Genomic DNA, 11,967 nt, shown 5'->3' with positions numbered 1-11,967 from the left:
CTTGCGCGTCTTCAGCACAAGCGCTTCGACCGGTGTGCCGGCGACGGGATAGAAGCGCATCACGCTCTCGGGCGGCGGCAGCTCTCGGATGTCCGGAGCCTCCGCGTGGTAGGTGGCGGCATTGGGTGTTGACATGGGTGTCACCTTCAAAAGATAAAAAAAAAGCCCGTAGGCGATCGCCACGGGCTTCAGGAGGTCAAGCTATTTAGAGAAAGGTCACTGGTGGACATCGATCGACGTGGCCCACAGGCGTGCTGCGGGCCACGCAACCCGCATCACTTCGCTGCGGCTTGCAACGTGCCGTTGCAGCCCTTGCGCAGAGCCAGCAGGGCCTTGTCGAGCGACAGCGAGGGGTCTGCCTTCTGCATCGCCGAAATGGCCGCTTCTGAGGCCTTGGCGTACTTCTGGCTCACGCTGTCGGCCACTTCGGCCGGGTTGTCCACCATGTACATGCAGTTCGCGGTGTCGGCGTAGAACGCCTTCACCGGGGCCAGCTTCGTCAGGTCCGCTGCCGAAGCAGCGCCGCAGGCCACTGCGAGAGTCGCAAACACGAAAGTCGATTTCTTCATGGGAGTCCCTTCCTGAGAACGTGTGACAGACAAACAAAGAAGCGCATAAAACGCGCATCACGCGCACAGTATGCGCTTTAGTTTGACAATTTACAACCGCTAACCCGGCGTAAATTGCTTGTCACGCGCATTTAATGCGCTTTTGCCACACGTCCCCGGATCAAGGCACCCGTTTGAAGGGCTCGATCTTCTGCTTAGCCGGTACCTGCATCAGCGCCGCGAGCTGATCGCGGCGCACTGGCTTTTCGAGCACGGAATCGAACACTCTCAATTCGGCGTCGCTCGCGCCGTGCCCGGCCGTCATAGCCACCAGGCGCGCACCCCTGTTGACGCCCGAGGCCCGAACCTCCGTCGCCATTTGCGCCCCCGTCTTGTGGGGCATGTCGAGGTCAATAAGCACTGCGCCATAGGCGTGCGCAGCGAGCAGGTTCAGGGCCATCGCGGCCGAAGAGGCCGTATCGCAGATCAAGCCCAGCTCCGCGCAGACCTGCGCGAACCCCGACAGCAGCTCGGGCCGATCGTCAACGACCAGAATCCTGCCCTCCCCTGTCCCAGCGACTGGCGGCCGGTCCTCGGCTCGCGCTGCCGGCACCACCAGCTCGAAAGTAGTGCCGCCCCCAGGTGTCGGCGACACCTCGACGGTTCCATCGAGTTGCATCATCAGCGCGCGAACCACCGCCAAGCCAATGCCTCGGCGCTCACCGAACAGCACAGGTTCTGCTTGCAATCCCCGCGTGACTGTCGCCGCGGCCGATTCCGGCAGGCCAGGTCCAGTGTCTGCAACGACGATGCGAAATTCGTCTGTCCCGTTGGGACAGGTCTTCAACGTCACCGACACACTGCCGTGGTCGGTGTACTTCACGGCATTGCTGACCAAGTTGTGCACGAGCTGGCCGATCCGTACGCCATCGGCCACAAGAAACAGCGGCTCTGCCGGCGTGACGACGCTGAACGCCAGGCCTTTGGCCTCCGCCTCTCGCGCCATGCTCTCGACCGACTCTTGCACCAGCTCGCAGGCCTCGAAGACCTCCGGCCTCAGCTCCATGCGTCCTGTCTGACCCCGAGCCAAGGTCAACATGTCGCGCAACTGCACAGCCAGCTCGTTTGCCGACCGGCGAATGCGCTTCATCACTTCGGCCTGCTCTGGCGAGGCCCGTTTGCTTTCCAGCACATCGAGCGCGGAGACGATGCTTTGCAGGGGCGAGCGCAGCTCGTGGCTGACCATTCCGAGAAAGAATTCTTTATGTCTGACGGCTACCTCGCGGTCCAGTACCGCCCGTTTGCTTGCATTTTCTGCAACCTTCAAGCGATGGGCCAGAGCGAACGAGAACAACATCGCTTCCCAAACGGCCGACAGTTCCAGCCAGAGGAAGCTGAAGGAGCCTGGCAGCACCTTCAGAAACTGCAAGATGTAGAGCGTGGACACCGCCATGTGAACCGATATGCCGATCAAGGTAAATATCGCTGGTTCGTAGCCCTGCCTCAAGCGCGTGACGCTGCCCAACAAAATCACAGTGAGCGCCGCGGGTACCAGTAGCGCAGATGACATGTATCCGAGCGATTCAAATCCACTTACCGCGGCCACCGCCCCGCCGATGGCGGACCAAACGAGAAGCTGGGCCGCTTTATCGAGCCTTGGTGCATTGATGTCGAACCTGAACAGTCTGCGCATGAATGTCAGTCCGAATCCGATCACGCCTGCATTGACGCTCGCGATCAGTTGGGCGGACGATTCAAGAAAGCCAATCTTCGTCCATATGCCGGTTAGCAGACAGATGAGCGTCATGAAGCAAACAAGGTACATCGCGTAGTACAGATGCGAGAACTCCCTGGTTTTCGTGAGCACGAAGAGGTTATGCAGGACCAGCACAATGAACGCACCGAACAACGCGCCTTGAATCAGTTGTCTGTGGGCAACTTCCTCGATGGCCTCGACATTCGAGATCCATGAAAGATCAAGGAGCACGGGCTGCGCCCTCTGCTCGATGCGCAGGTAGACCGTTGTTGGCTCTGCGGGTGTTGGTAAGCGCAGGGCCAGGGCTTGCATGGACAAGGCCCGCTCGCTGACGGATTGACTGGTTGAGATCGTTGACACACCGAAGCCACCTTCGGGCTTGGGGTAGAACAGATCGAACCGTGCAACGGGCTGGTGCTCGAACATCAAGAACGAACTGGCCTCCTTGTAGGCCCTTAAATCAACCTTGATCTTCACCCAATACACGTCGCGTTTGATGCCAGTCCACTCCACTGACTGCAACAAGCGGAACGTCGTGAGTCGCCCTGCCGCCACGTCGTCCACACTGAGGGTTCCGGCCGGATCGTTGGCCACCCACATGAAAGGCCCCAGGCCTTGACGGTCATTGCCATTCGGCGTGAAAACCGGGTCACTCTGTGCCCTCGACGAACTGGCGGAAAATAGCATGAGCAGGCAGACCGCGACGCACATCACCGATCTGATAATGCCTGCGCTCCATCGTGATGCGCCTCGCTTCAATGAATGCGATTTAGCCTTGTGGTTACTGAGCGCGGGTAGCGATTGGATCAATTTACTCAAGACAGAAACCTTGCGATGAGGCAACCAATGAAAACTTCGCCTTGGCACTTCAAGCCAGTGACAGGTCCCGACGGCAAGACGACCTTCGACGTGTTCGACGGGGATTCGGATGATCCCATCGTCAACGTTCGCAAGGAGTCGAGCGCCGTCAAAATCGTGGATTCCGCCAACAAGACCGGCTACCCCGATGTGTCAGCCATGGTTGACGATGAAGAGGATTGATTTACATAGTCTGGCTCTGCCAGCGTACGAATTATCTGCGCCTGCTGCGCACGACAAAAAAGGGCCGCATCGCTGCGGCCCTTTTCTTTGCACCTATCGTCGCCTGGCTACCCAGGCTCGCCGGTCGCTCACCACCGCACGCGGCGGTAGAGCTTCTGGTCCATGATGACGTCGATGTATCGCGGCGTCTGCGCTGGGTCGACCAGCCCGATGTGATCGTAGACATTCACCGTCGTCGATTCGTAACCGCTGTCGATGCCGCCGCCGCCAGTGATGATCGTCTTGGTGCCGAGCAGCTTGCCGACGCACACCTTTTGCGTCGACGGCCTCATGAAACCACCATTGCCGTCGTTGCCGCTTCCGATGCCCGTGTAGATCGTCTCGCCGCCACCAGTTGCACCGAACTGCGGTCGATTCGACTGAGCAGCCAACTGCTCTGCCGTTCCTACGATGGCTGGCACACCAGCATCCAGCGCACTCGTGCCCTCCGGGCAATCATCGAACCACGCATTGCCAGGCTGCGCGTACGCGCTGCCTGCCGTCTCGCAGTGAGGGAAAGGCTTGCCGTCCGAGAGATCCTTTTTGAGCTGGTTGATCGGCGCAACGCAGTCCTGAACGGCCTGCGGACCCATCGGATTTGAGAGACACAGCAGCACTTTGCAGCCGTAGTCGGCCCCGGAGTAAAACTGTGCGTGCGCTGCCGGCGCCATCAGCAGGGTGAAGGCCGCGAGGCCTGCGAGTCGGGCCGCAGCCCGGACGACAACTCGATGGAATGATTTCACTTGAAGCTCCCTTGGAATGCTGCTAGGGGTGGCAGCGACGACCGTGATCGTACCGGGCCGCAGCTTCAGTGGTCAACCAAAACGCCAATTTTGGAATGCGCATATCACGCGCTTTATGTGGTTTTTCCCTCGAACTGGTCAATCGCGTTTCATGCTTGTCAGTTGGCGAACCTAGCTCAAGGTAACGACGAACTCTCGAATGCCGAACAGCTCGCGTCCGGTCTTGAGGGCCGTTTCCGCGTGCTTGAAATGCCGGGGTTGATCGGGCGTCCGACGGGATGCGAGGGTCACTGGCTCTTGCCTGGCCAGCCGGATCGTGAGGGTGAAGGTGCCGCCTTCGTGTTGCCGAATCAGGGCTTCCTTGACCACGCCGACACGCACTTTGGGAACCAAGATTTCCTGTGGCGCGCATTGCACAGGGGTCACTTTTTGCACCGTCAAACGCTTCTCCATTTCGCTCGCAGGCGATCAGCTTTTTCGATTTTGTAGTGGTAAAGCCCACATACGAATCCATTGTCTCACCCCCGTTTTCTCTCGAAAACGAGGGACGCTACGCTGGTCCGGCGCCCTTCGGGCTTGGATCGAGCCTTCGTCGGCAGGCCTCCTAGTCTCGCCCCCTACGGGCCTACATCGCTTTCGTGCGGGCCTGCGGCCCTCGGGGCACTCGCCTACCGCTGCGCGGCCGGACTCGCGTCAAAATACCGGCGCAAACGGTCATCCAGGGGGCACCATGAATCAGATCGACGAAGAAGACTTGCAGCTCGACGCGGTGCGCGGCGTCATCGGCGTGTGGGAAGGCATCGTCCAATCCCTGATCCGGGCCGAGCGCGACAACGCCGGCGCCGATCCGGCCCGGCTCGAAGAGTTGCAGCGCGCCTTGTATGCCGCAGCACGCGAGCGCCACGCACTCCGCGCCGCCGATCACGCCTCCGTCGCGATCGCACGCAGCAAGTACGCCGAGCTGATCGCCGCCCACCGCCGCGCCCAAGGCGCTGGAGCCTGACGATGGACCGCCAGGAGCACCGCCTTTCCGAGGCCGAGAACGAACGAATCTTCCAGCAGGACATCCGCCCGTACTTGATGGCCACCGCCAGCGGCGACCTCCAGGCCCAGGCCGAGCCGACCATGGTCATGGTCGGCGGCCAGCCTGGCGCCGGCAAGAGCCGGTCGATCGACTCCGTGAAACTCGATCTCGAGTCCCATGGCGGTGTAATGGAAATTTCCGCCGATGACCTGCGGAAATTCCATCCCAAGCACGACGACCTGATGCGCGCCGACGACCGCACGGCGGCCGACTTCACGCACGCAGACGCCTCGGCATGGGCGGAGAAGGCGGAGCGTTTCGCGCGCGAAGAGCGCTACAACGTCCTGCTCGAAGGCACGATGAAAACGCCCGAGAACGCCGCAGCGAAATTCGCCGAATACAAGGAAGCCGGCTACTTCATCGAGGCCCGCGTCATTGCCGTGCATGAGCGGGCGAGCTGGCAAGGCGTCCTCGGCCGCTACGAGCAGCAGAAGGCCGATGCCGGCGTCGGGCGCATGACGCCCAAGGATGTGCACGATGCCGCTGTCTCCGGCGTCCTGCGCACCGTGGAGAAGATCGAAACCGAGCAGCTGGTCGACCGGCTGCGCGTCGACCGCCGCGGTGCCGAGCAGATCTACAGCAACACCGTCGTCGACGGCGCTTGGCAGCACCCTCCGGGTGCCCGCCAAGCGATCGAGGGCGAACGCGATCGCCCTCTGTCGGCCAAGGAATGGGATGCTCACGTCGCAGGCTTCGATCGCATCGACGCGCTGCAACAGCGTCACGGCCGCAATGCGACCGCCGACGAAATGAACCAGGTGCGCGAGCTGCGCGCTGGCGCCGCGATCGAGCGCGATCGCGCAGCGCTCAAGGAGCGCGACGCCGAGGCCTCCGCAGCGTTCCGCTCGGAGCCACCAGAGCTTGCCGTGGCCAAGCACCCACGTCTCGCCCTGGCCTACGCCGCGCTGGAGCAGATCGAGCAGCACGCGCGACGCCAAGGCGTCCCTGCGGCCCAGCTCGATGCCGTGAAGGCCACCGCTCGCGAGCAGATCGCGGAGCGGGTGCAGGCCGGGCACTACCCGGTGCAGCGCGACATCACCCAAGAACGGCCCGCGCCGACCAAGCAGCGCGAACCGGAGCGCTGACGCGCTGGATCTTGCATTCGCCGTTTCTGACGGTGCTGCAGCAGCACCTGCGAAACCGGCGAGGGACCACCTTTTCCCGCTTACCCACCGCCCGCCGCTGCGCGGCGCCTGTGGACAACCCACCTCGTGCAATCCGCGAGGTTGCGGCGCGTTGCCCACAGGTCCGGCCGTGGATAAGCGGGCGGCTGGCTCGCGCCAGCAGATCGACATCCATCACCGCAGGCCGTCGACCATCGCCGCACCTGGCGATGCGGCACCACAGCCCACGACCAGGCGCGCAGGGCGCGCAAGCAGGCGAAGCCGTCTTCCGCGAAGCCGGTTGCCCCAGGTGTTGACGGCCCGCAGGGCGGGCCGCTGCCCTGCACCGGCAGGGCATTGCCCAGCGCCGCACTCGCGGCGTGTACCGCCACCCCTGTCGGGCTGGCGGGCGTCGCCCGCGCTGCGGGTGTCGTGTGAAACACAGCTCGCATCGGTCGTGGTCGCCCGTGGTTGATCTGCTGCCCGGCCCGTCTTTGTTCGACGCATAGCCCTGCCCGTCAGGGCGCCGGGTACCGCTTCGCTCGCGTACTCGCCCGGTCCCTCCGCTGCGCTTCGGGCATGCGGCCTCTGTGCGCGCCCCTCTGCCCTGCCAGGCCGGTCTCTTTTTGCGTCAGACGGCTCCGAACAGCAGATTTTCTCAACCACCAACCGAGGGCACCACCATGACCGATACGAACGCACACAACACCCCCACCGCCAGCAACGCCCCACAAGCGCAGTTCCTCGCACCCCAGACTCACCAAACAGCAGTTGAAGGAGAAGGCACTGCGTCGAAGGCGAACGGGTTCGTTTTCAAGGCCGCTGGTCGGGACTACGACGAAGGACAGATCATTGCCGCACTACGTTGCGCGGAAGAGCTTTTCACAGCGTATGCGCGGGCCAGTGAATCCCTCGGCTTGGATTCTCGGAGCGTGAGCTGGTCGGATCTTGATTACGCCTTTGACCTCAGTACAGAAGCGCTCTCCGATGAGCATCGGCAGACCATCGATGCGGAATGCGTCGCTGAATATCACGGCGTCGAAACGACGGGCAAGGGCATCGTGGTCCAAACCGTCGATATCGGGGATGACATCGAAGTGACGGGCGCGAACATCGACGACGAGCACATGCAATTGCTGCTTGAGTCGAGCCGCACGCTCTACGTGAAGAATCAAGACGGCGTTGACCTGATCCTGTATTTCGACATGGATGGCGAATCGCTCGTGGTCGAGCTTGACGCCAGGGACATCATTGGCGCCGGTGCTGAAGGCGGTGCCGCATGAGCACGCAGCACACCCCGGGGCCACTGGTCCCGACCGGCATGACCGTCGTAACGAAGGATGCGTTTTTCGCGGCATTGTTCGCCGACAAGCGGGACATCATGCCGACCACCGAGGCGCGCGAACACACGCCGTGGCGCATTGTGGCGACGCGAGCAATGTGGGGTTGGTCCTCCACCGGGTACGCCAGCAAGTTCGGCGCTCCAGAGGTCTTCGCCATCGCCAACACGACCGGGAGCGAAGCATCATGAGCTACGCCCACCTTCCCATCATCAGGAAGACCGTGACCGCCATGGTGAACCAGGTGGGCGAGCTGCGCCGCACCGTCGCCATCGACAACATGCCCGAAGAGCTTCAACAGGTGCGCCAGTTGTTGCGCGTGCTCGACGCCCGTCTCGACGAAGTGGAAAAGCGCGCTGCGACGTGGGTAGAGCAACCGGCAACACCGGTTGTCGTGCTCGCCGATTTCGAGCTGGTGAAGCGCGTATGGGTCACGCACACGCACAACGCGAATCGAGCCTACGACTCGATCCGCATCACTTTGGCCGGCATGCACTACGAGTGCGAATTTGTGGCCGACCGGGACGTGCGCCTTGCCAAGCACCTGGCCGAGAGTCACGGCGCTGAATTCATCGTCGATCCGCGCGTGGCTGACCGCGTGGCGACAGCCATCGCCAACGGGATCAACGCATGACCGCACAAGCCTTCACTGTCCTGCGCGATCCGCGCTTCTCTCTGCAACGCGAGTTCACCGGCCAGCCGACGGCCATGTGGGTGATTCGCTTCTGTGGATCGTGGCTCGGCCTTCAATTCAAGACGCGGGCGCAAGCGCGCGCCGCCCGTCGTGCCGCAATCGCCGCCCGCAAGGCGGCATTGCAGGGCTCTCCGGCAGGAGCGTGATGATGACCTTGGACATACATCGCCAGCTCGCCGGCAATCAATCGCGCCGCATGGCGGCCGAGGACCGGTATCTAGAACGCATGGAGCGTCGCGAACTTGCCGCCGAGCGTCAGATCGGCGAGCTCGTGCGCGAAGGCCGCCAGCTTCTGTACATCTGGCCGCAGGGCGGCAAGTACCGCGAAGGCACGCGCATCGACCTGGTGGCCTTCCTCATTCGGAACCACTATGCCTAAGCCGACCGACGCCGGGCGTTCCCGCAGCGCTCTTCACGCCAAGCTTCTCGACGCCGAGACGCGCGGCAGCCAATGGCTCGCCGACGGCAATGTGGCTTCGACTCCGGCCCGAGCCGAACGCTGCTATGACAAAAGCCAGTTCTGGCTCGACCGCGCAAACCGCCTGCGCGATGCGATCTACGTGCTCGACGCGAAAACCACCGGCCTGACGGCCGCTCGTCTGGAGGCGCCGGGCTCGCCGGCGAAAGACTGATGGCCGCTGTGCAAGTCCGCGTCGGCGTGCCCCTGACTGGTGGGCAGCTCGTGGCCGCCGCGCGCGAGCGCGGCTACCCGGTGCTTTTCTCGGCTAACGCCTTCGCCCGCACCTACCCGCGTGGCCACGAGCGCGAAGGCTATTTCAAGGCGTTCCGCCTTCCCGATGCCGTCCAGTTCGCCGGCCTCGACGCCGCGCTCGACTCAGCCGGCTTCGTGGCCGCCGTCCGGTACGGCGACTATCGTTGGACGGTCGATGACTACCTCGACCTGGTGCAGGCGCATCCGTGGGCTTTCTGGGCCGCCATGGACTATTGCGTCGAGCCACAAATCGCGGGTGATCGTCCGCTACGCCTGCTTCGCATGGCTGCGACCGCAAACATGCTCGGGCGTTGCCGCGCCGAGGCCCGAAATCGGGGCGTGAAGGCCCCGATGCCGGTGATCCAGGGTTGGACCCCCGCCGAGTACATCACCTGCGCCCAATGGCTTCCCATCACCGACTGGCCCGAGCTGGTCGGCGTCGGCTCCGTCTGCCGGCGTGAGGTGCATGGGCCGGATGGCATCCTCGCCATCCTGGCCGCGCTCGACGCCTACCTGCCGGCGCACTGCAAAGTGCACCTGTTCGGCGTCAAGAGCACCGCCCTCGCGCTGCTTGCCCATCACCCTCGCGTTGCTTCGGTCGATTCGATGGCGTGGGACGTTCAGGCTCGCGCCGAACGTCGCACGGGCCGTGACATGCAGTTTCGGATCGGGCACATGGAGCGGTGGGCCGACAAGCAGCAGAAGATCGCCAATCGGCCGGCGCATGGCGCCGGTGTGCAAACCCTGCTGTTCGACCCCGTGGACTTCGGCGGCCTCACCGATGTCGAGTCCATGGTGCTGGAGGCGCTGGCGATGCAGTTCGCCGAGCTGGTGCTGTCCGGTGACATTGAATACCTCGATGCCGTCGGCTATGCGCTGGTCGATGGCGTAAGGGCAGTCGCCATCGTCCGCCGCCTCGGCCTCGGCGAGGCCGGCCTAGCCGAACTCGAAGAAATCATCTTCGGCCTGGCCGACGCGGTGCGCGAGATTTGCGGCCTGTGAGCTGGCCAGCATCGCCACACATGGCGATGCCTATCCCCCCTCACCTAGGCGCAGAGCCAGTCCAGCCAGGTGCGGTGTGTGACTTCCGCCGCAGTCGCCATCGTCAAATCGGCCGTGTGATAGCCGCCGAGACTCACGCCGACGGCGTGCGTTGCCGCCATGGCGGCTTCCGCGTACGTCGGAAAAACCGCCTCATCGCGGCTCTTGGCACCCTCGCAGGTCATCCGGCAAGGGCCGTCGTAGCCATCGGGCACGTCGGCGAAGGCCTCTCCACCGATGTCGAAGGGCTCAGCGCCGGCAATCTGCCGGCGAGCTGGTGTCGCATCGTTCATGCTTCGCCTTCACTCTGTAGGGGGGGCCGATTCCGCGCACGCTGCGCTCGGAATTCAGCCACTGGCAGGCCCACGCGGCGCGCTTCGCGCACTTCCTCGCGCCGGGCCAGTTCCAGCTCGCGGGCTACGTGGCACTTCTCAGTGCAGCACGGCCACCACGACTGCGCCAGCTCGATGCCCTCCGGCATTTCGCCTTTGCAGGTCCAGCAGCGCGCCGGCGTTGCCCGTGCGGCTGCGGCAATGGCCTGTGCCTCCGTCTCCCGAAGTGCCTGACGCGCCGCCAAGCGCTGCGCGTCAACACCGGGATACCAACGACCAGCCATGCTCAGTCACCCGCCTTCTTCAATTTCAAGTACGTTATTGCGGCTGCAACGGCCAGCATGAAGGCGGCGCCGCCCCAGGCCTGCAATCTCATCGCCACGACGGCGCCGCCAAGTAGCACCGCCAACCGGTAGACCGGGTACCGCCGCATCACGCGCCGGAAGACATCCTTGGCTTTCATACCCGCGCTCTCGTCACGCTACTTGACCGCATCAATGTACGTGGTACCGACCACACCTTCGCCGCCTTGACATTGGCCCTCGGCCACTTTGACGCGCGCCGAATTGCTCCCTCGAACACCACCAGCATTCGCCTCGAAGTCTATTAGCTGCACCCTCTCCCCCTTCAAGGGTTGGCAAGAGGCTGGAACCCACACTTTCTGACCTGAAGTTGTCTCGCCGACCACATACAGGGCCCCACGCTCTCGCAGTTGCAGCTTCGCTGCTGTGCTAAGTCGCACCTGATCGCTTATTGCGCCAGCGAAATTCTTCGCGTCCGGCATGGGTATCTGTGCCCATGCAGCCGTCGAAAGGACCGTGGCCACAAGAGCCAACCCGAATACCCGTGCACTGTGCATTTTCATTTCTACAAACTCCCATTGATGGTGTGATGCGAACCGTCTTGCAGCCGCTTCGAGCGGCATTCAGACCCCCCAATCATCGTCGGAAATGGCGATGCTGTCAAAGAATGTCGTTCGCCAAAATAGCGATTTTGGCTTGGTGCGCCCCTCGATGAGCGCGCACGAACCACGCGGGATCGGCCCCCCTCCCTGCACTCCAGACCCCGCATCGCCTCAGACGGCGATGCACAGCCCAGGGCCCCATCGCCAAATCTGGCGATGCGGTACCGCAGACCTACGACCAGGCGCGCAGGGCGCGCAAGCAGGCGAAGCCGTCTTCTTCCGCGAAGCCGGTTGCCCCAGGTGTTGACGGCCCGCAGGGCGGGCCGCTGCCCTGCACTCGCAGGGCATTGCCCAGCGCCGCACTCGCGGCGTGTACCGCCACCCCTGTCGGGCTGGCGGGCGTTGCCGGTGCTTCGGATGTCGTGTGAAACACAGCTCGCATCGGTCGTGGTCGCCAGTGGTTGATCTGCTGTCCGGCCCGTCTTTGTTCGACGCATAGCCCTGCCCGTCAGGGCGCCGGGTACCGCTTCGCTCGCGTACTCGCCCGGTCCCTCCGCTTCGCTGCGGGCATGCGGCCTCTGTGCGCGCCCCTCTGCCCTGCCCGCCAGGTCTCTTTATGCGTCAGACGGC

16 protein-coding genes are annotated in these 11,967 nt (G+C 63.5%); 10 read left to right on the top strand and 6 right to left on the bottom strand.

From position 1 onward, the window contains the following. Positions 1–275 precede the first annotated feature (275 nt). On the bottom strand, positions 276–569 hold the full coding sequence (locus ACT6S0_RS23400) for a hypothetical protein (protein WP_444766163.1): 294 nt from the start codon (positions 567–569) through the stop codon (positions 276–278). Between the two features lie 160 nt (positions 570–729). Continuing rightward, positions 730–3,123, bottom strand: coding sequence for a hybrid sensor histidine kinase/response regulator (locus ACT6S0_RS23395; protein ID WP_444766162.1), 2,394 nt, complete (start codon positions 3,121–3,123; stop codon positions 730–732). Positions 3,124–3,150: 27 nt separating this feature from the next. On the opposite strand from ACT6S0_RS23395, the gene ACT6S0_RS23390 reads away from it, so the two are divergent. Continuing rightward, positions 3,151–3,345, top strand: coding sequence for a hypothetical protein (locus tag ACT6S0_RS23390; protein ID WP_444766161.1), 195 nt, complete (start codon positions 3,151–3,153; stop codon positions 3,343–3,345). 128 nt (positions 3,346–3,473) lie between these two features. Here ACT6S0_RS23390 and ACT6S0_RS23385 read toward each other — a convergent pair whose 3' ends face one another. Both ACT6S0_RS23385 and ACT6S0_RS23380 read right to left on the bottom strand, forming a co-directional pair. After that, a complete protein-coding gene (locus ACT6S0_RS23385; RefSeq protein ID WP_444766160.1) occupies positions 3,474–4,127 on the bottom strand; it encodes a hypothetical protein in 654 nt (217 codons plus the stop codon). Positions 4,128–4,298: 171 nt separating this feature from the next. Beyond that, positions 4,299–4,580, bottom strand: coding sequence for a hypothetical protein (locus ACT6S0_RS23380; RefSeq protein ID WP_444766159.1), 282 nt, complete (start codon positions 4,578–4,580; stop codon positions 4,299–4,301). A 277-nt stretch (positions 4,581–4,857) separates the two neighbouring features. Between ACT6S0_RS23380 and ACT6S0_RS23375 the strand changes: the two genes are divergently transcribed. The 9 genes from ACT6S0_RS23375 (at position 4,858) to ACT6S0_RS23335 (ending at position 10,062) form a co-directional block, all read left to right on the top strand. Beyond that, the gene (locus ACT6S0_RS23375; RefSeq protein WP_394485951.1) at positions 4,858–5,130 is read left to right on the top strand and encodes a hypothetical protein; all 273 of its coding nucleotides are present in this window, start codon (positions 4,858–4,860) and stop codon (positions 5,128–5,130) included. A gap of 77 nt (positions 5,131–5,207) precedes the next feature. After that, positions 5,208–6,296 carry a zeta toxin family protein gene (locus ACT6S0_RS23370; protein WP_444766158.1) on the top strand — a complete coding sequence of 363 codons (1,089 nt, stop codon included), beginning with the start codon at positions 5,208–5,210 and terminating at the stop codon, positions 6,294–6,296. A 701-nt stretch (positions 6,297–6,997) separates the two neighbouring features. Next, positions 6,998–7,597 carry a hypothetical protein gene (locus ACT6S0_RS23365; protein ID WP_444766157.1) on the top strand — a complete coding sequence of 200 codons (600 nt, stop codon included), beginning with the start codon at positions 6,998–7,000 and terminating at the stop codon, positions 7,595–7,597. Beyond that, a complete protein-coding gene (locus ACT6S0_RS23360) occupies positions 7,594–7,845 on the top strand; it encodes a hypothetical protein (RefSeq protein WP_444766156.1) in 252 nt (83 codons plus the stop codon). Before ACT6S0_RS23365 ends, ACT6S0_RS23360 begins: the two co-directional genes overlap by 4 nt. Beyond that, positions 7,842–8,288, top strand: coding sequence for a hypothetical protein (locus ACT6S0_RS23355; protein WP_444766155.1), 447 nt, complete (start codon positions 7,842–7,844; stop codon positions 8,286–8,288). The genes ACT6S0_RS23360 and ACT6S0_RS23355 overlap by 4 nt, the downstream gene beginning before the upstream one ends. Further along, positions 8,285–8,494 (top strand): hypothetical protein, encoded by a 210-nt coding sequence (locus ACT6S0_RS23350; RefSeq protein ID WP_444766154.1) that lies wholly within the window; start codon positions 8,285–8,287, stop codon positions 8,492–8,494. The genes ACT6S0_RS23355 and ACT6S0_RS23350 overlap by 4 nt, the downstream gene beginning before the upstream one ends. A 2-nt stretch (positions 8,495–8,496) precedes the next feature. After that, the gene (locus ACT6S0_RS23345; protein WP_444766153.1) at positions 8,497–8,727 is read left to right on the top strand and encodes a hypothetical protein; all 231 of its coding nucleotides are present in this window, start codon (positions 8,497–8,499) and stop codon (positions 8,725–8,727) included. Beyond that, positions 8,720–8,980, top strand: coding sequence for a hypothetical protein (locus tag ACT6S0_RS23340; RefSeq protein ID WP_444766152.1), 261 nt, complete (start codon positions 8,720–8,722; stop codon positions 8,978–8,980). Before ACT6S0_RS23345 ends, ACT6S0_RS23340 begins: the two co-directional genes overlap by 8 nt. Positions 8,981–8,988: 8 nt before the next feature. Next, positions 8,989–10,062 (top strand): deazapurine DNA modification protein DpdA family protein, encoded by a 1,074-nt coding sequence (locus ACT6S0_RS23335; RefSeq protein WP_444766151.1) that lies wholly within the window; start codon positions 8,989–8,991, stop codon positions 10,060–10,062. A 44-nt stretch (positions 10,063–10,106) separates the two neighbouring features. On the opposite strand, the gene ACT6S0_RS23330 is transcribed toward ACT6S0_RS23335, so the two are convergent. Next, the gene (locus ACT6S0_RS23330; protein ID WP_444766150.1) at positions 10,107–10,394 is read right to left on the bottom strand and encodes a hypothetical protein; all 288 of its coding nucleotides are present in this window, start codon (positions 10,392–10,394) and stop codon (positions 10,107–10,109) included. A 325-nt stretch (positions 10,395–10,719) separates the two neighbouring features. Next, positions 10,720–10,896, bottom strand: a complete 177-nt coding sequence (locus ACT6S0_RS23325; RefSeq protein WP_444766149.1) for a hypothetical protein — start codon at positions 10,894–10,896, stop codon at positions 10,720–10,722. Between the last annotated feature and the right edge of the window lie 1,071 nt (positions 10,897–11,967).

Origin of the sequence: Roseateles sp., from assembly GCF_052436255.1 — a bacterium.
Taxonomy (GTDB): Bacteria; Pseudomonadota; Gammaproteobacteria; order Burkholderiales; family Burkholderiaceae_C; genus Pelomonas.
The sequence above is the reverse complement of the archived record's forward strand: the minus strand, read 5'-3'. Positions and strand labels throughout refer to the sequence as shown.